Raw genomic sequence first — 17081 nt, forward strand, 5'->3', positions numbered from 1 at the left:
AGAAAAATGAAACAGCGTTTTGATCTGCCAGCGTATATCCTTGGGTTTTCCGTTCCCGTTGGAGCCTTCATGGACAACAGCACCATCCAGAACAACGAACTGGTCTCCGCCGTCGGAAGGACCATGGCCGTCCTTGAAGCGCTGGCCGAACATCCCGAGGAAAGCGGCGTGTCGGAAATCGCGCAGAAACTCGACATGTCCAAAAGCACGGTTTACCGGTTTTTGCAGTCACTCAAGGCCCGTGGTTATGTGGTGCAGGATGCCGAGGACCGCTATCGGCTCAGCGTCCGGCTATTTGAACTGGGTGCGCAGGCCCTGCCCCACTTGGACATCGTCCGCGAAGCGGAACCGGGTATGCGACGCATCAACGAACTGACCGCCGAGACCGTGCACTTGGGCATTCTCGACGAAGGCAGCATCGTCTACGTGCACAAGATCGACTCCAAATACAACCTGCGCATGTACTCGCGCATCGGCCGACGTGCGCCGCTGTATTGCACCGGTATCGGCAAGGTGTTGATGGCATGGCTGGAGCAGCCTGAGTTGATCGCCCACTTGCAGGAAGAAAGCTTCGAACGCCGCACCGCCAATACCCTGACCAGCATCGAGGCGTATGTGCACGAGCTGGAAGTGGTTCGCGCCCAGGGGTATGCCGAAGACCATGAAGAATTCGAAGACAATATGCGCTGCCTGGCCGCGCCGATTCGCGACCGTTTTGGCCATGTCATCGGTGGCCTGAGCGTGTCATTCCCGTGCTTTCGCTTTCGCGAAGAACTGAAGCTGGACTACGTAAAACGTCTGATGGAGACCACGCAGCAGATTTCCAGGCAATTGGGCTGGCATGGGCAGTGACGCTAAGTACCCTGCGCCGATGCGCGCACGTCGCTTGCGGTGCGCCCGTAGTGCGCCTTGAAGGCCCTGGCGAAATGCGCCTGGCTGGTGAACCCTTGGCGATAGGCGACCTCGGCAATGTCCAACCCGCGACTGTCTGCCTGGCTCAGCAGACGGAACGCGCCCTGCAAGCGTTTCTCCAGAATGAAACGATGGGGCTGGGTGTCTTCCAAAGCAAATAGCCTGGCCAGGTGCCGCGTGGAAACGCCGGTTTGCAGTGCCACGCGCTCACAGCTCAAGGCAGGGTCAGAGAGTTGCTCAAGGATGCATTGCTTGGCGACCAACAAGTAAGACGCACTGAGTGCGTTGATCCGGCGGTTGCCCATCTGGCCCGCGATGATAGTCCCCAGCAGTTCAAGGGCATCCTCTTGATAACTGTCTGCCCCCTGGCTGAGCGGCTGCTCGAAAAAACCGCCGGTGCGTTCACTCAATGTCCTTAACAGTAACCGCTGCGTGCCGGTGTGGGCGCTGATCTTCACTGCGTGATCAAAGCGGCGCAGACAGCGGGAAGCAAACACGTCCTGGGGGATATCGAAGATAAACTTGTGCATCGAACCGGAGAAGCCGAACAGGTAGGGCTTGTCGGTGCGATACACCATCATCTCGCCCGGCTCCAGCAAATGGCAGTTGCCGCCCTGGAAGAAAAACGACGCACTGTCCATGACCAGCGAGACGAATACCGACTCTTTGGGCACGCTGCGAATCATTGAACCATCGCGCTCAATCACGTGTTGGTTACCGACAATATGCGCGACCCGCAGCCGGTCCAGGCTCAGGTTGTCCTCGCGCGCGCTGAACCCGGTTTCACTGAAGGACGAGCACTTCAGCCCCACCAGTGTCGATGCGTTGTACTGCTCCCAGAATGCCACGCGCTGATCCAACGGAAGGTCATCGGTACTGGCACGCTGGGTATCAAGCAAGACGGCGGTTCGGGCCATTTTTATTATTCTCTTTTTTATTGACTGCTCGGCCCCGCACAAGGCGGATTGCGGGGCTTGCAGCGCCCCATTAACCGCCGACCCAAGCACGCTGTCAATCAGTAGTCGATACAAAACCACAGCAACCGATGAGCTGAAAATATGCGTCCGATCCAGACAACAATGACGTCTGTTTCGATCAAACCGCCCCGCCCTTCTCGCCCTACAGTGGCCCCTGTATTCCAACAATCAGAGGCCCAACATGCCCGAATTAGCCCGCACCGAATTTTGGAAAGACCTGCAGCCCATCGCGAACTGCTTCAAGCCCGACGCCAAACCTGAGGTTTACCTGCCTAACGCCGCCAGTGATGATTTGCGGCTCTACGTGCCCTTTACCGAGACCGTTTCCTCACGCCCCCTGTGGATCTCCCCGAGCGAAAACCGCTGGTGCGACATCTTGATGTCCAGCAAGGCCGGCCTGGTCAATCGCCACTACCACCCGCACGAAGTATTCGCCTACACGCTTTCGGGCAAGTGGGGCTACCTGGAACACGAGTGGACCGCCACGGCTGGCGACTTCGTCTACGAAACGCCCGGCGAGGGTCACACCCTGGTGGCCTATGAACACGAGGAACCCATGCGTGTGTTCTTCATCGTCAAGGGGCCGCTGATCTGGCTCGACGATCAAGGCGAGTCCACCGGCTACTTCGACGTGCACTCCTACATTGCCCTGTGTCGCGAGCATTACGAAAAGGTCGGCCTGGGCGCTGACGCAGTGGACCGTCTGTTCCGTTAAACCCCGTGCCACGGAGAACCGTAATGGCTCACAACAACAATAAAGCCAGTTATGAAAATGTCCTGCTCTGCGTGTTGTTCCTGACGTTTGGTTTTGTGTTTTTCGACCGCCTGGCCCTGTCGTTCCTGTTTCCATTCATGGCTGAAGAGCTGCAACTGAGCAACAGCCACCTCGGCATGTTGTCTTCGGTGCTGGCCTTGGCTTGGGCGATTTCCGGCACGCTGGTCGGCGCATGGTCAGATCGCCGGGGGGTGCGCAAACCGCTGCTGATTGCGGCGGTCATCCTGTTTTCCCTGTGCTCGGCGCTCTCGGGGCTGGTCGCGGGTTTCCTCAGCCTGTTGCTGTTTCGCGCCATCATGGGGTTGGCTGAGGGGCCCATCCTGCCCTTGTCCCAGTCGATGATGGTCGAAGCCTCATCGCCGCACCGGCGGGGCCTGAACATGGGCTTGCTGCAAGGTTCGGCAGCGGGTCTGTTGGGCGCGGTGATCGGCCCTCCGGTGTTGATTGCCCTGGCCGAGGCCTATAGCTGGCGGCATGCGTTCGTTGTGTCGTTGCTGCCAGGACTGCTGATCGCATGGCTCATCTGGCGTTACGTGCGTCAGGATGAACCCCGACAGGCGGCGGTGAGTCAGGTCAAACTCAGCGGGCACCGGCTGGCACTGCTGAAAAGCCGCAACATCGTGCTGTGCACCTTGATCAGTTGCGTGTTTTTAACCTGGTTCGTGATCCTGATCTCCTTTACCCCGACGTTTCTGGTCAGCGTCCGCGGGTACAGCGCGCCAAGCATGGGCGCGATCATGAGTTGCCTGGGCGCTGCCTGGGTCGTGTGGGGGTTTGTGGTGCCCAGCATTTCCGACCGCATCGGCCGACGCCCGACGCTGGTGCTGTTCTCGCTGATTGCTGCCTGCTGCCCGATAGCACTGCTATTCGCGCCCTCGCCGATGATCCTCGGCGTACTGATGGTGCTGACCTACACCGGGCTGGGCTGCTTCACGCTGTTCATGTCCACCATTCCAGCCGAAACCGTCCCGCGTGAAGTCATGGCCACGGCGCTGGGCATGATCATGGGCGTTGGCGAACTGGTGGGAGGGTTCGTGGCGCCGACCGTCGCCGGGTTCGCGGCCGACCAGTTCGGGTTGTCGATCGTGATGTGGATCTCCTGCGGCGGCGCCTTGCTGGCGGCGGGACTGTCACTGCTGCTCAAGGAAACCGCGCCCACCGTACTGCAACGCCGATCACAGCAAGCCTGCACGCAGCGTGCGTGATCCACGGGTCACCACGCGCCTCCATTTGCTCATCACAACAACAATAAAATGAGTACCAGACCATGCACCCTACTCTTCGTTTGTGCGCGTTTTTGTTCCTGGTGTTTACCTACCCCCACACCTGGGCGCAGGACCGTGAAGGCCCACTGGCCGGCCTCGGCGAGCAATTGGCCGGTTACGGCGTCCAGCCCCATGTGCAATTCACCAGCCTGTCGATGAAAAACCTCGACACCGGCCCGCGCCCCTACAGCTTCGGCAACAGCGGCGACCTGTACATCGGTGCAGACGTTAACCTCGCCACGCTCAGTGGCCTGGACGGCGCAGCCCTGCATTTCGAACAAACCGTCTTTATCCTCGATAACGGCACCGGCCAGCCGACCGGGGGCGAATGGCAAGGCGCCGTCGGCAGCTATTTTGGCGGTGCACCGTTGCACAATGACATCGCCAGCAATCAGTTGAGCCTGTTGACCTACGAGCAAAAATGGCTCGATGGTCAGCTCGACCTGCACATCGGACGCACCAATGGCCGGCGCTACTTCTACATCTACAACTGCGAAACCGGGGTCACCTGCAACGACCCGATCCTGGACGCTTCAAGCGGCATGTTGCCGCCACCCTTCGGCGCCTGGGGTGGGTACCTGAAGTATCAAGTGAGCCCCAGTTTCTATGTGCACGCGGGTGCGTTTGAATCCAACCCGGTGGACTACCTGAAAAAGCGCAAAGGCCTGGACTTCAGCACCGACGACGCCAGTGGCACCAGCTTCCTGGTGGGCCTTGGCAGCAAGCCTGGCGATGCCACCACCCAGTACGAACTGAATGCGTACTTCAACTCGTCCAACCAGGTCGACCCCTTGACAGGTGCCAGCGACCACGGCACGGCTGGCGGCTTCTTCAAATTTCGCCAGACCCTATGGCGCGGCGGACAGCAAGGCCTGCAGGCATTCGGCTCGCTATCGGCGGCGGCCGACGATAAACAACCCTTCAGCCACTTCGCCGAAGCCGGACTGACCTACCTTGCGCCCTTTGATCGGGCGCAGGACAAACTCAATTTCAAAGCCAGCTACCTGCAAGTCAACGACCATCAATTGCAGTTCCAGCAACGCCTGCGCACAGCGGCCGGTGGTGATCCTGACCTGGCTGAGCGCAACGTCTACGCCGTAGAAGCCAACGGTCATTTTGCCTTGACCCGCAACCTGGCGATCGAACCGAGCCTGCAGTACATCATCAACCCGGACAACTTCTACAACCCGGGCGCGACGCAATTGAGCAATAACGGTTTCGTGGTTGGCCTGCTAGTGGTGCTGGATGTGGGTTCGGTGCTGGGCCTGTGAAGGCGTGGCTTGAATAAAAGGTTTAACTGACGTTATGAGGTAAGCATGACTATGTTCAGCAGCACGCTATTTGAAGGCAAGGTCGCGCTCGTCAGCGGCGGGACCTCGGGGATTGGCCAAGCGACCGCCGAGTATCTGGCCCGGCATGGCGCCAGGGTCGTGGCGATCGGCTTGGGCGCCGACGCGACAGTCGTCGCCGAGGGGGTTGAGCTTGATCTGCGCGAGGTTAACGTCACCGACGATGAAGCGCTCAAAGGCGTGATCCAAAGCCTGGACCGCCTGGATATTCTGGTGCCGGCTGCGGGCGGCACCCTGGGCGAAAAGGAGATGGAGTGGGAGGCCTTCAACCAGGTGTTGTCGGTGCAACTCAACGCGGTTTACCGCCTTATCAACCTGGCGCATCCATTGCTGGCCAGACAAGGTGGGGCGATCATTAACATCGCGTCGATGTTCTCCTACTTTGGCGGCGGCAAACTCGTGGCTTACTCGGCAGCCAAAGGGGCAATCGTACAGATCAGCAAATCCCTCGCCGAGGCGTACGCGCCTGACAACATTCGCGTCAACGCCGTGGCTCCGGGATGGATCACCACTCCCCTGCTGGCGAAAATCGATGATCAGCCGAGGATCGACCGCTTGCTGTCTCGCACCCCCATGAAGCGCTTCGGCAGTGCCGAGGAAGTCGCCAAGGTCATTGCGTTTTTGGCATCGGATGCGGCGTCATTTGTGACCGGTGTGGTGCTGCCGGTCGATGGCGGCTACCTGACCACCGCTATCTGAGCCTCACAGACGCACTTGAGGTCTTCCGAGCCTATGGCTCAGTCGCTGGCGATACCGGCAAGGACGCCGATATCCGGGCGTGGCAAACCTCGAGTATTTCATCGGTAAGCGGCGAGTCATCCGGACACGCACGCGACAACATGATCGCGCCCACTGCATGCGCCAGGACGTCGATCATCTTCGCCCTAGTCTCACCCGATTCAGCCTCTTCGACGGCCGGATACTTTTCCACCAGCGTTTGCAGCATGCGCTCTATGCCATCGGCGAAGGCGCTCTTCAGCTCATCCGGCTGACGCGCCGCATCTCCACACAGGGCCGACATGGTGCACCCGTCGGCACGCCCGTCGCGGTGCCTCCTCGACACGTAAATATCGACAAAGGCCTGAATATCGAGCGCTTCGGTGCTGGCCAGCGAGCGAGAAAGACCGCTGGCTGAGGCCTCGGCCATCAAATCGGCCTTTGAGCCAAAATGTTTGTAGAAGCCGCCATGGGTGAATCCAGCAGCCCCCATCAGATCCACCAAACCTACGCCGTCAAACCCTCGTTCACGAAACAACAAAGAGGCCGTCTCGACGATGTGCTCACGATTTGCCTGCGCCTGGGCTTTGGTCACTCTCACCTGAAATACCTCGGTTCTGCTCAAAAATCATGCGTCCATAATACATAGATGTTGGTCGAAATCAAAATTATTGACAGCTTAGATTGTGATCACCATCATAACGGCACGCCAAATTCATCTTCAGCCATAGCCAAAGAAGACACATCACATGACCGATCAGAATCTGTTTACCGCTTACACCCTCGGCTCACTGCCCCTCGCCAACCGCATCGTGTTGGCGCCGCTGACGCGCAACCGCGCAGGCACTGGACTGGTGCCCAGCGAGTTCGCCGCCACTTACTACAGCCAGCGCGCTTCAGCCGGGCTGCTGATCACCGAGGCCACCCAGATCTCAGCCCAGGCCCAGGGCTACCAAGACACACCCGGTCTATACACCCAGGCGCAGATCGACGGCTGGCGCCGGGTGACCGACGCCGTACATGCCAAGGGCGGCAAGATTTTTGTGCAGCTGTGGCACGTTGGCCGGGTTTCCCATGTGGACCTGCAACCGGGCGGTGCCGCGCCAGTAGCGCCGTCGGCCATCCGTGCCCAGACCAAGACCTTCGTCAATAATGGCTTTGCCGACGTGTCCGAGCCACGCGCGCTGGAACTCGACGAACTACCAGGCATCGTCAGCGACTTCCGCCAAGCGGCGGCAAACGCCATCGCGGCCGGCTTCGACGGCGTGGAAATCCACGGTGCAAACGGCTATTTGCTCGATCAGTTCATCAAGGACAGCGCCAATCAGCGTACCGATGCCTACGGCGGCTCGATCGAAAACCGAGCGCGTCTGCTGCTGGAAGTGACGGCCGCAGTAGTCACCGAGATTGGCGCGAACCGCACCGGCATTCGCCTTTCGCCGGTCTCGCCCGCCAATGGTGTGTCGAGCAGTGAGCCGCAGGCTCAGTTTGATTACATCGTCGACCAACTCAACGCGCTCAACATCGTTTACCTGCACGTCGTCGAGGGCGCGACCGGTGGGCCACGCGACGTGGCGCCCTTTGATTTCGACGCCTTGCGCCAGCGCTTCCAGAACACCTACATCGCCAACAATGGCTATGACCAGGACCTGGCCAGCTCGCGCCTTGTGCAGGACAAGGCTGACCTCATCGCCTTTGGCCGCCCTTTTATCGGCAACCCGGATCTGGTGGAGCGGCTCAAAGCCGGTGCGCCGCTGTCCGCCTTTGACCCCACCACCCTCTATGGCGGCGGTGCGGCGGGCTACACCGACTACCCGACGCTGGCCGAAGCAAACGCTGCCGCCCACTAGGCACTGGCTGACCGAGCCTGTTGTATTCGTGCATCAACCACACTCCGTGTCCTTGAAAATGAGCTGACATCATGACTACCCGCCCTACCGTTCTCATCACTGGCGCTTCCACTGGCATCGGCGCGGTTTACGCCGAGCGCTTCGCCCAACGCGGGCATGATCTGGTACTGGTCGCCCGCGACCTCTCGCGCCTGGAAGCCCTCGCCGCAACATTGCGTGACCAACACAGCGTCGCCGTTGATGTGCTGCAGGCCGACCTGACTCAACTCAGCGACCTGCAGACCGTCGAAGCGCGCCTGCGGGATGACGCTCACATCGGCATTCTCATCAACAATGCCGGCGCCACACAGTCCGGCACCTTCATCGAGCAGAGCACCGAGAGCACCGCGCAAGTGGTGGCCCTCAATACCACCGCGCTGGTGCGGCTCGCCAGCGCCATCGCACCACGCCTGGCCAAAGCGGGTGAAGGCGCGATCGTCAACATCGGTTCGGTGGTGGGCCTGGCGCCAGAGTTCGGCATGACGGTCTATGGTGCGACCAAAGCGTTCGTACTATTCCTGTCCCAAGGCATGAGCCTGGAGCTGACGCCTAAAGGGGTTTATGTCCAAGCCGTACTGCCAGCCGCCACCCGCACGGAAATCTGGGGCCGCGCCGGTATCGACATCAATACCTTGAGCGAAGTCATGGAAGTGGGTGATCTGGTGGATGCCGCCCTGGTCGGTTTCGACCGCCGCGAGCCGGTGACCATTCCTCCGCTGCAGGAAGGCGAGCGCTGGGATGCCCTGCAAGCGGCGCGTCAGGGCCTACTCTCACAGATCAAGCAGTCGGCTGTTGCACCGCGTTACCTCGCCCACTCGTGATCACTTTGTAATCGACACCGGCACGCCGGATGCAGAACCACCGGCCACTGCACCCGGCGCGCGCTCGTCAGCCCTCCCGGAACACGCCCACTTACTGGATTACACGATGAAAGCTTTTTTAATTGACCGTTATGGCAAGAGCGCCGGGCATATCGGCGAAATTGCCGAGCCATCGATGGGCGTCCATGACGTCCTGATTCAACTGCATGCCAGCAGCGTGAACATGCTGGATTCAAAGATCCGGGCAGGCGAATTTAAACTGCTGCTTCCGTATTCTTTTCCACTCACACTCGGCAATGACCTGGCCGGGGTTGTGGTCCGGATCGGTTCGGCGGTCAAACGCTTCAAGCTGGGCGATGAAGTGTATGCACGCCCGCCCGAAGACCGGATCGGCACGTTCGCCGAAATGATTGCGGTGAACGAAAACGCGCTCGCCTTGAAACCAGCCAATATCAGCATGGCTGAAGCCGCATCCCTGCCCTTGGTCGCCCTCACCGCCTGGCAGGTGTTGGTAGAAACCGCACAGTTGAAGAAGGGCCAGAAAGTCTTGATTCACGCGGGCGCCGGGGGAGTAGGCACCGTGGCCATCCAGCTCGCCAAACACCTCGGGGCCTTTGTCGCCACCACTACCAGCAGCGCGAATGTGGCGTGGGTGAAAGCCCTTGGGGCGGATGTAGTCATCGACTACAACCAGCAGGTTTTCGACGACGTCCTGCGCGACTACGACGTGGTACTAAACAGTTTGGGCGCGGACATTTTAGCCAAGTCGCTCAAGGTACTTAAGCCCGGCGGTCAGCTAATTTCCATTTCAGGGCCACCCACCCCGCAGTTGGCACAAGAGCGAGGGGCGCCATGGCTAATCAGGCAAGTCATGCAACTGTTGAGCCTCAGCATTCGACGTAAGGCACGCAAGCTGGACATCCGCTATGCGTTCGTGTTGATGCGGGCAAATGGAGCGCAACTACAGAAAATCACCCAGCTCGTCGAGTCCGGCGTTTTGCGGCCAGTCATTGACCGCACTTACCCTCTTGAGTCAACGGCAGAGGCTCTGCGCTACATAGAACAGGGTCGCTCGAAAGGCAAAGTGGTCATCCAGATCGCGTAGAGGCTCCCTCCTACCCGAAACATGAACAAGGCAGCAGCGCGCAGAAGGCTGAAAAGATGGAACCGGATAACGATAACTGCAACATCATCGAATACACTGAATCAATCGCAGCCGAAACACCGGATACAGAAGACATCAGTGAACATCAGGCTCAAGAGTCACAACTTGAAGAAGCGACATCTACACAGTCGTCAACCAATAACACAACTCAGCCTGTAATAGTCTGGCGTGGCTTGATGCTGCAACAGTAAAACTGCGAAGTCGCACCGGGGTATCAACGCCAATGCCACGGTGGCTTCGCAGATAACGTCGGCGCTCATGCCAGCAGCGCCAATCTGCACTCCTGCTATGGCGCTGCAACGCCAAGCACACCGCTGTCAGGCGCTTACATCGACTACAGTACGCCCCCGGACTTTACCCTCAAGCACCCGATCGGCAATGGCAGGAACTTCGGCCAAACCGATCACTGTAGTCGTGCTTGCCAGTTTTTCCAGATCCAGATCTGCAGCCAGGCGCGACCAGGACTGAAGGCGCACCGACTGCGGCGCCTGCACTGAGTCTATGCCAGCCAGCGTCACGTTGCGCAGGATAAAAGGCAGCACCGACGCGGGCAGGTCGGCGCCCTGAGCCAAACCGAAGGCCGTCACGACACCACGATACCTAGTCTGCGCCAGGGCGTTAGCCAGAGTGTGGCTGCCTACAGAGTCGACGACGCCTGCCCAACGCTCCTTGCCGATCGGCGCACCCGGTTCAGAAAGAGTACGACGATCGATGATCTCGGCAGCACCCAGCGTGCGCAAATAGTCAGACTCCTCAAGGCGCCCTGTTGAAGCAATCACCCGGTAGCCAAGGCTTGATAACAAAGCGATTGCTACAGAGCCCGCACCGCCATTGGCACCGGTCACCAGAATATCGCCGCTCTCAGGCGTCAAACCACCCTGTTCAAGCGCCAGCACAGCCAGCATTGCGGTATAACCAGCAGTGCCTATCGCCATGGCCTCTTTGGTCGAAAACACTTGTGGGACTTTAACCAGCCAGTCACCGCTGACACGCGCCTTTTGCGCGAAGCCACCATGCCAGGTCTGACTTAATCCCCAACCGTTGGCCAACACACGGTCGCCAGCGACGATGCCGGGATAGGTCGAAGATTCGACGATCCCCGCGAAATCAATGCCTGGAATCATGGGAAACTGGCGGATGATCGGCGACCGGCCACTGACCGCCATTGCATCTTTGTAGTTTACGTTGGAGTACTCGACCCTCACGGTGACGTCACCGGGCATGAGGTCCTGATCGTTGAGAGTGACTAGGTTGGTCGAGATCAGCTCGCCCGTCTTGGTGGTTAGCAGTGCGTTGAAGGTCATGGTGTTCTCCTGTTCAAGAGGATGTCGCGATGCAGACCAGGGCGATGGCCAATATCAATACAGACGTTGGTCGCTCACCCCTGGCGCTGTATATCGTGTAACGGATGTTGTGCAATAAACCTATCCAGACGCTTTGCGACCTCGTCCGGCGCAGAATCGGGAAAGAAATGACCGCCTGGAATGGCCTCGCTGGCCAAGGTCGTAAAACGCTCCGACCAGGTAGCAGGAATGTCGTAGTGTCGAGCCATTGCGCCTGACGCGCCGTAGAGAATCTGCGCGGGAACCGCAATACGTCGTCCTTGACCAATCGAGTCGTCCGCAAAATCGACCGCCAGTGCAGCGCGGTAGTCGTTGCAATAGCCCGCAATGGTCGCCGGGTCTCTCCATGATTCCCGGTACGCCAACAATTGCTCAGCATTGAAGTCCTCAGGCCCGGCCGCCCCCCATCCGAAAAGACAACTCTCAAAGAAAAAATCAGGATCAGCCTCGATCATTCGCTCGGGAAAAGGCGCAGGCTGGGACAAGAAAAACCAGTGCCAGTAGCTGTGTGCGACTTCCTTGCGCAGATCGGTCAGCAGCACCATCGTCGGCACGATGTCCATCAGCGCCACGCTTGCCACCGAATCGGGGTGGTCGAGCGCCAAGCGATGCGCGACCCGCGCACCACGGTCGTGACCGACAACGTGGAACCTGGCATGCCCGAGCGCACGCATAAGCGCCAATTGGTCCAACGCCATTGCCCGGAACCCATAGTTCGCCAAGCTTGCCAGAGCCGTGGGCTTGCTCGACGCACCATATCCGCGCAAATCCGCGCAAACCACCTGATGGCCTTGCGCAACCAGCGCTGGTGCAATGCGCGCCCAAACGGCCATGGTTTGCGGGAAGCCGTGCAGCATTAGTACAGGTTCGCCTTCACCTGCAACGACACAGGCAATTTCAACTTCACCTACATTGATCTGATGCTGTTTGAACCCTTCAAACATAAACCCACCTCACACGATCATGTTCAAAACCTGGCCTTTTGAATGGCGCGCTGCAGGCCCGGATTTCTTGGAGCACGGAGTATCTGACCTTAACGATCACCTTCCCTTTTGCCCAACCTGCCTCAAGGTAGGACAAAGCGCCTGTATAGGCATCATGAAGCCCTGCCCTTCGCAAAAATCCACATAACTATACTTTTCGTATAGCATTTAAGACATACAAAACGTATAGTCAATTCAACCGCGACACTCGACCCACCCAAGCAGCGATCACGACATTAGAACGGCGATGCGATTAACAGCAGAAGGTGTTCAAACGCCGCGCGTTTTCCAATCGAGAGCTGCGCGCTCAGCGGCGCTATCGGCGGCAAAAGCTTCTGCTCCTGAGCGGCTGGCGCTGGTCTATCTAACGCATCACGCTACGTATCGGCTGAGCGAAATATGTACAATAAGTCATGACCAACAAAACCTATGGCCAACTCTGCCCAATCGCCCGCTCACTGGATGTGCTGGGAGACCGCTGGACGCTGCTTTTGATTCGCGAATTCCTGCTGGGTCCCAAGCGGTTCAAGGACCTGCTCGCGATTCTGACCTCGATGGGTCCAAACCGGCTCTCAAAGCGTCTCGCCATGCTGGTGGAGAACGGCGTTATTCAACCCGTCACGCTACGCACGCCTGCGGCTACGCACGCTTACGAACTGACAGCGCTCGGCGAGCGACTGCGCACGCCAGTGCTTGCGCTGGGTTTCTGGGGGCTGAGCCTGCCGGTCGACGAGCGCATCGATCCGTCCAGTGCGCGGGCGGAACTCATCGCACTTTGCCTGACCGCTGCCAACGACTCGCAGGCGAGCATCGGTTTGCACGAGGTGTACGAATTTCAGGTGGGGGCAGAAGTCTTCCATATTCAAGTCAACGACGGCAGCCTGTTGGCGAGGTCCGGGCCCTGCACGGAGCCTGCCGACGTCAAGATCCAGTGCGACATGGACACGTTCATTGCACTGGCTCTACGCCAGATCACGCCCACCCAGGCGCTTCGCGAAGGACACGCAAAACTGCTGCACGGAGATCGCCCAGCGTTTACGCGAGTATTCAAAGTACTCGAGTACAAGCCCTAAGGCCGGGGCCACTCCAGCCTGACCACCCTCTCCACCTGACTGCCTGCGCTCAACGCGCAGCGTTGCCGTGCGCGTCCAACAGCGCTGACGCGTTAGCCGCAAGCCGAACCTGTCTGCCGCCTATTTACCTGCATCCGATGTCATTCGGTGGTAGCCCCGTGCCCGTCAAGCACTCATGCGCCGTGTAACCCTTTGTAGAGAACTGACCATGACCGCCGCCTCACCTGAAGAAAACCTGCTGAACCAACCCCTATACCTTCCGAACGGCAGTGCCTTGCGCAATCGCCTGGCCAAGGCGGCCATGAGCGAAACGCTGGGCACTTACCACAATCACCCAACAGTGAAGCTGGTCGAGCTGTACCGGCGCTGGTCAGCGTCAGGCATCGGCTTGCTCATCACCGGCAACGTCATGATCGACCGGCGTGCACTCGGTGAGCCAGGCAACGTGGTGATTGAGGATGAAACAGACTTGCCGCTGCTCCATCAATGGGCCCGTGCCGCAACCGGGCAAGGCGCAGCGATCTGGGTGCAGCTCAATCACCCGGGCAAGCAGTCGACCAAAGGCCTGAACCGCAGCAACCTGGCACCCTCCGCCGTGCCGTTCCGCAAGGACATGGCCTCTCTTTTCGAGACGCCACGCGAGGCCACGACGGCCGAGATCGAAGACATCATTCAGCGCTTTGGACGCAGCGCAGCCATCTGCAAGAAAGCCGGCTTCAGCGGCGTGCAAATCCATGGGGCGCACGGTTATCTGATCAATCAGTTCCTGTCGCCCCACCACAATCGGCGCACGGATGAGTGGGGTGGCAACTCGGAAAAACGCCGGCGTTTCGTGCTGGCCGTCTATAGAGAAATCCGGCGCCAGGTCGGTACCGATTTTCCGGTCGGCATCAAGCTCAATTCAGCCGACTTCCAACACGGCGGCTTCACTGAACAGGAGTCCATGGCAACGATCCATGCACTCGCCGAAGCCGGCATCGATCTGATTGAGATTTCCGGCGGCACCTATGAGGCACCCGCCATGAGCGGCGGCCTCGAAGCCACTAAAAAAGCGTCCACCGTTGCGCGTGAGGCTTACTTTCTAGAGTTTGCCGAGAAGGTGCGCACCTCGATCAACGTCCCACTGATGGTCACAGGCGGTTTCCGCAGTGCCGCTGCAATGAACGCTGCACTGCGCTCCGGAGCACTGGACGTCATCGGCCTGGCGCGGCTGTTGGCGATTGATCCCGAAGCACCGGCCGCCCTGTTGCAAGGGCAGGACAGCGCGCAGCGAGTACGACCGATCACCACCGGCATCAAACAGATTGATCAGATGGGGGTCATGGAAATTCTCTGGTACACGCTGCAGCTCAAGCGAATCGCCAGTGGCGGTAATCCAAAACCCGATGAAAGCGGACTTTGGGCGTTTGCCAAATCGATGCTGAAAAGTGGCTGGGGCACCTTCCGTACGCGGCGTGCGCGCGCATGAGCCCGGCCGTCGCTGATGATGCCTGCACAACATGACAACCTCTTGGAGGACTTCAACATGAGCTATACGCATCTAACCGCCCCTACCCTCTATGTCGACGTCGATGGGGACACGTTTGCCTATCGCCGCTGGGGCAATGACAAGACAGACCAGCCGCCCCTGTTCTTCTTCCAACATTTCCGTGGCGGCATGGATCATTGGGACCCCATCATGACGGATGGGCTGGCGGCGGGACGCGAGGTCATTCTCTACAACGGTCGCGGCGTTGCCTCCTCTTCCGGCAAACCGCGTAACCGCATTGAGCTGATGGCCGACGACGCGGCCGCAGTGATCCGCGTACTCGGTCTATCAACAGTCGATGTGCTGGGTTTCTCGCTTGGCGGTTTTATCGCCCAGGACCTGACACGGCGCCATCCCGACCTCGTGCGCAAACTGATGCTGCTGGGTACCGGGCCGCGTGGTGGTAACCCGGACTCAGACCCTGGCGTGCTGGAGGCCGCACCACGGCCCATCCCCACCGTGGACGATTTTCTGTTTCTGTTTTTCGGTCGATCCGAAGCGGCGCGACAGGCAGGCCGCGAGTTCTGGGAGCGCCGTCATCAGCGTGTCGATCAGGATCCCCCCAGCTCTGTGCAGGTGATACAGGCCCAGATCGAAGCGAATATGTACTATTTGCCAAAGCTGGACCCGAACGATCCTTTCAAACATCTGCGCGAGATCAAACAGCCAACGTTCATTCTGAACGGCATGAATGACGTTATGGTTCCAACGGTCAATTCCTGGTACATGGCTCAGAACATCCCGAACGCCCAGTTATTCCTGTATCCAGATGCCGGTCACGGTGCTCAATTCCAATGCCCTGAGCGTTTCCTGAAACACGCCATTCAGTTCCTCAACGAGTCATGCTGTGCGAAATAAGTCCGCTCCCTCATATGGGGCACCAGCTCCAGCCGAGTACGTGAGTTGAGTTTATCTAGTGCAAAAGTTATAGCTCGCTAAAGTCATGGACCGATAGCCTATCTTGGTCGATTGTTCACTGTAGCGGGCACGAGATTGATAAATCTTAAAAAACGGTGGAATAGCTCAAAGGTCATATTGGAGCGCTTCTTTCGATCAGGAAGGGGCGGAGTTGTCTTTGAATCAAATTTTCGTGAGTAAAATCAAAGAAAAGGTAGCTTGCTATGTTGAAGTTTAAATTTTTTATTATGGGTTTTAACCAAATTATTACAAAGAGCAGTAAAAATACGTCCTGACTGCGCAAAGTACGTTAAAGGCAAGGAGCTAGTTTTTCAAATTCAAACGCATGGCGGAAATGGTCGTTACTTCACCATAAAAAATGGCAAGGTGAAATCGTCTGCTGGCGTAGCTGAAAATCCAAAATTTACCCTATCATTTAGAGACGCCGCGAAAGGCTTCGCCATCCTGTCTGCAAAAGATAGTAAAGATGCTTTTCTGACAGGGTTGCATAAAGAGGATCTCGTTATTCGGGGTGATTTTGTTGAGGTCATGTGGTTTCAGGGATTAACGGAATACTTACAGCCCAGCACAAAATCATCACCTTCGAACCCTTCTATACGCTAAAAATTGAATGTAGAACCATACCTGGTTTGACAGACACCCGTTTTGACGGGGGCCTGTCAAATCTATTGTCTATTCCAATTACCGAGATGTCACTGACCTAGTCTGTCTTCGCGAACCATTTGCTGTGCTGAATTTGTGCCGATTTGGAAGTAGGTCAGCCTTACGTCAGCACGTGGGTCAATTCGGCGTCAGCGTCAACACATACCGTATGGCAGCCGCAACCTGCTGACACTAAACGAGAGCTACCTCGATTTCCAGCAACGCGTCTTATGCCCCGCCCGAGACTTTCTCCATACATACAACCTCAAAGTCTTCCACGAACTGCGCGCAGCCTATGCGTGCGTGCGCTATGAGCAAATCACCTAGCATGCTGCGCCCATCAACGGTGACAGTTGCCAGCAACTCGACCGACACCTCGATCAGGAGGCCGGGCCGAGCATGAGTAAGACATTCGATATGGAGCTGTTCCTGGCGCGCGTCCTGACTGGATCTCATACCACACGCCGATGCCACTTGCGTCAGGCGAAGGCTATCCAAACAGCAATAGCTAACCCCTGGCAACGCGAAAAACCATGGACTTGGCAGCAAAATCATCTCGCATGGATCCTCAATCACCATGTGAATCAGCACGCTGAATTGACGCGCTATTACTATCTGTTGACCACGCACTGCTTGCTCATCGCCTAGGAGAGTCCTGGCAGTTCAACCGTCAGGCGAAGGTCAAAAACCGGGTGTGGATTCAGCTGGTCGATGCAACAGATTG

The 17081-nt window shown here is 58.2% G+C and carries 17 protein-coding genes and 1 pseudogene; 14 read left to right on the forward strand and 4 right to left on the reverse strand.

Features of this window, described 5'->3' with window-relative positions; all coding sequences use genetic code 11:
• Positions 1–69 precede the first annotated feature (69 nt).
• On the forward strand, positions 70–852 hold the full coding sequence (kdgR, locus tag ACI512_RS18920; RefSeq protein ID WP_231810244.1) for a DNA-binding transcriptional regulator KdgR: 783 nt from the start codon (positions 70–72) through the stop codon (positions 850–852).
• Between the two features lie 2 nt (positions 853–854).
• Here the strand turns inward: kdgR and ACI512_RS18925 are convergent, their stop codons facing one another.
• On the reverse strand, positions 855–1829 hold the full coding sequence (locus ACI512_RS18925; protein ID WP_231810242.1) for a helix-turn-helix domain-containing protein: 975 nt from the start codon (positions 1827–1829) through the stop codon (positions 855–857).
• Positions 1830–2070: 241 nt separating this feature from the next.
• On the opposite strand from ACI512_RS18925, the gene ACI512_RS18930 reads away from it, so the two are divergent.
• The 4 genes from ACI512_RS18930 (at position 2071) to ACI512_RS18945 (ending at position 5977) form a co-directional block, all read left to right on the forward strand.
• The gene (locus ACI512_RS18930; protein WP_231810240.1) at positions 2071–2604 is read left to right on the forward strand and encodes a 2,4'-dihydroxyacetophenone dioxygenase family protein; all 534 of its coding nucleotides are present in this window, start codon (positions 2071–2073) and stop codon (positions 2602–2604) included.
• 23 nt (positions 2605–2627) lie between these two features.
• Positions 2628–3869 carry an MFS transporter gene (locus ACI512_RS18935; RefSeq protein WP_405121268.1) on the forward strand — a complete coding sequence of 414 codons (1242 nt, stop codon included), beginning with the start codon at positions 2628–2630 and terminating at the stop codon, positions 3867–3869.
• Between the two features lie 62 nt (positions 3870–3931).
• Positions 3932–5200, forward strand: coding sequence for a carbohydrate porin (locus ACI512_RS18940; protein ID WP_231810236.1), 1269 nt, complete (start codon positions 3932–3934; stop codon positions 5198–5200).
• A gap of 45 nt (positions 5201–5245) precedes the next feature.
• Positions 5246–5977 carry an SDR family NAD(P)-dependent oxidoreductase gene (locus tag ACI512_RS18945; protein WP_231810234.1) on the forward strand — a complete coding sequence of 244 codons (732 nt, stop codon included), beginning with the start codon at positions 5246–5248 and terminating at the stop codon, positions 5975–5977.
• A 31-nt stretch (positions 5978–6008) separates the two neighbouring features.
• Here the strand turns inward: ACI512_RS18945 and ACI512_RS18950 are convergent, their stop codons facing one another.
• Positions 6009–6596: a TetR/AcrR family transcriptional regulator gene (locus ACI512_RS18950; protein ID WP_231810260.1), complete on the reverse strand. Its 588-nt coding sequence runs from the start codon at positions 6594–6596 to the stop codon at positions 6009–6011.
• 148 nt (positions 6597–6744) lie between these two features.
• On the opposite strand from ACI512_RS18950, the gene ACI512_RS18955 reads away from it, so the two are divergent.
• The 4 genes from ACI512_RS18955 to ACI512_RS18970 all read left to right on the forward strand — a co-directional run bounded on the left by ACI512_RS18955 (position 6745) and on the right by ACI512_RS18970 (position 10061).
• A complete protein-coding gene (locus ACI512_RS18955) occupies positions 6745–7845 on the forward strand; it encodes an alkene reductase (RefSeq protein ID WP_231810232.1) in 1101 nt (366 codons plus the stop codon).
• Positions 7846–7916: 71 nt separating this feature from the next.
• Entirely contained in the window at positions 7917–8705 is a 789-nt protein-coding gene (locus ACI512_RS18960; RefSeq protein ID WP_231810230.1) for an SDR family oxidoreductase, read from the forward strand.
• 106 nt (positions 8706–8811) lie between these two features.
• Positions 8812–9810 (forward strand): NADP-dependent oxidoreductase, encoded by a 999-nt coding sequence (locus ACI512_RS18965; RefSeq protein ID WP_231810228.1) that lies wholly within the window; start codon positions 8812–8814, stop codon positions 9808–9810.
• Between the two features lie 56 nt (positions 9811–9866).
• Positions 9867–10061: a hypothetical protein gene (locus ACI512_RS18970; RefSeq protein ID WP_231810226.1), complete on the forward strand. Its 195-nt coding sequence runs from the start codon at positions 9867–9869 to the stop codon at positions 10059–10061.
• 126 nt (positions 10062–10187) lie between these two features.
• Here ACI512_RS18970 and ACI512_RS18975 read toward each other — a convergent pair whose 3' ends face one another.
• A complete protein-coding gene (locus ACI512_RS18975; RefSeq protein ID WP_231810224.1) occupies positions 10188–11174 on the reverse strand; it encodes an MDR family oxidoreductase in 987 nt (328 codons plus the stop codon).
• Positions 11175–11248: 74 nt separating this feature from the next.
• Positions 11249–12157, reverse strand: coding sequence for an alpha/beta fold hydrolase (locus ACI512_RS18980; RefSeq protein WP_231810222.1), 909 nt, complete (start codon positions 12155–12157; stop codon positions 11249–11251).
• Positions 12158–12609: 452 nt separating this feature from the next.
• Between ACI512_RS18980 and ACI512_RS18985 the strand changes: the two genes are divergently transcribed.
• The 5 genes and pseudogenes from ACI512_RS18985 (at position 12610) to ACI512_RS19005 (ending at position 17005) form a co-directional block, all read left to right on the forward strand.
• Positions 12610–13269: a winged helix-turn-helix transcriptional regulator gene (locus tag ACI512_RS18985; protein WP_231810220.1), complete on the forward strand. Its 660-nt coding sequence runs from the start codon at positions 12610–12612 to the stop codon at positions 13267–13269.
• A gap of 208 nt (positions 13270–13477) precedes the next feature.
• The gene (locus tag ACI512_RS18990; protein ID WP_274090378.1) at positions 13478–14737 is read left to right on the forward strand and encodes an NADH:flavin oxidoreductase/NADH oxidase family protein; all 1260 of its coding nucleotides are present in this window, start codon (positions 13478–13480) and stop codon (positions 14735–14737) included.
• 57 nt (positions 14738–14794) lie between these two features.
• Entirely contained in the window at positions 14795–15655 is an 861-nt protein-coding gene (locus ACI512_RS18995; RefSeq protein ID WP_254175841.1) for an alpha/beta fold hydrolase, read from the forward strand.
• Between the two features lie 864 nt (positions 15656–16519).
• A pseudogene (locus tag ACI512_RS19000) lies at positions 16520–16762 on the forward strand (integrase); the annotation flags it as partial.
• The gene (locus ACI512_RS19005; RefSeq protein WP_337993715.1) at positions 16757–17005 is read left to right on the forward strand and encodes a hypothetical protein; all 249 of its coding nucleotides are present in this window, start codon (positions 16757–16759) and stop codon (positions 17003–17005) included. The pseudogene ACI512_RS19000 and the gene ACI512_RS19005, both read left to right, overlap by 6 nt.
• Positions 17006–17081 lie beyond the last annotated feature (76 nt).

Origin of the sequence: Pseudomonas petroselini (assembly GCF_045037875.1) — a bacterium.
Taxonomy (GTDB): domain Bacteria; phylum Pseudomonadota; class Gammaproteobacteria; order Pseudomonadales; family Pseudomonadaceae; genus Aquipseudomonas; species Aquipseudomonas petroselini.

What these genes read in the sequence shown, in the direction of transcription:
- ACI512_RS18960 (WP_231810230.1), top strand. Translation starts at nt 7,917, where the DNA reads ATGACTACCCGCCCTACCGTTCTCATCACTGGCGCTTCCACTGGCATC.
- ACI512_RS18975 (WP_231810224.1), bottom strand. Translation starts at nt 11,174, where the DNA reads ATGACCTTCAACGCACTGCTAACCACCAAGACGGGCGAGCTGATCTCG.
- ACI512_RS18945 (WP_231810234.1), top strand. Translation starts at nt 5,246, where the DNA reads ATGACTATGTTCAGCAGCACGCTATTTGAAGGCAAGGTCGCGCTCGTC.
- ACI512_RS18990 (WP_274090378.1), top strand. Translation starts at nt 13,478, where the DNA reads ATGACCGCCGCCTCACCTGAAGAAAACCTGCTGAACCAACCCCTATAC.
- kdgR (WP_231810244.1), top strand. Translation starts at nt 70, where the DNA reads ATGGACAACAGCACCATCCAGAACAACGAACTGGTCTCCGCCGTCGGA.
- ACI512_RS19005 (WP_337993715.1), top strand. Translation starts at nt 16,757, where the DNA reads ATGAGTAAGACATTCGATATGGAGCTGTTCCTGGCGCGCGTCCTGACT.
- ACI512_RS18985 (WP_231810220.1), top strand. Translation starts at nt 12,610, where the DNA reads ATGACCAACAAAACCTATGGCCAACTCTGCCCAATCGCCCGCTCACTG.
- ACI512_RS18970 (WP_231810226.1), top strand. Translation starts at nt 9,867, where the DNA reads ATGGAACCGGATAACGATAACTGCAACATCATCGAATACACTGAATCA.
- ACI512_RS18965 (WP_231810228.1), top strand. Translation starts at nt 8,812, where the DNA reads ATGAAAGCTTTTTTAATTGACCGTTATGGCAAGAGCGCCGGGCATATC.
- ACI512_RS18980 (WP_231810222.1), bottom strand. Translation starts at nt 12,157, where the DNA reads ATGTTTGAAGGGTTCAAACAGCATCAGATCAATGTAGGTGAAGTTGAA.
- ACI512_RS18930 (WP_231810240.1), top strand. Translation starts at nt 2,071, where the DNA reads ATGCCCGAATTAGCCCGCACCGAATTTTGGAAAGACCTGCAGCCCATC.
- ACI512_RS18925 (WP_231810242.1), bottom strand. Translation starts at nt 1,829, where the DNA reads ATGGCCCGAACCGCCGTCTTGCTTGATACCCAGCGTGCCAGTACCGAT.
- ACI512_RS18955 (WP_231810232.1), top strand. Translation starts at nt 6,745, where the DNA reads ATGACCGATCAGAATCTGTTTACCGCTTACACCCTCGGCTCACTGCCC.
- ACI512_RS18935 (WP_405121268.1), top strand. Translation starts at nt 2,628, where the DNA reads ATGGCTCACAACAACAATAAAGCCAGTTATGAAAATGTCCTGCTCTGC.
- ACI512_RS18995 (WP_254175841.1), top strand. Translation starts at nt 14,795, where the DNA reads ATGAGCTATACGCATCTAACCGCCCCTACCCTCTATGTCGACGTCGAT.
- ACI512_RS18940 (WP_231810236.1), top strand. Translation starts at nt 3,932, where the DNA reads ATGCACCCTACTCTTCGTTTGTGCGCGTTTTTGTTCCTGGTGTTTACC.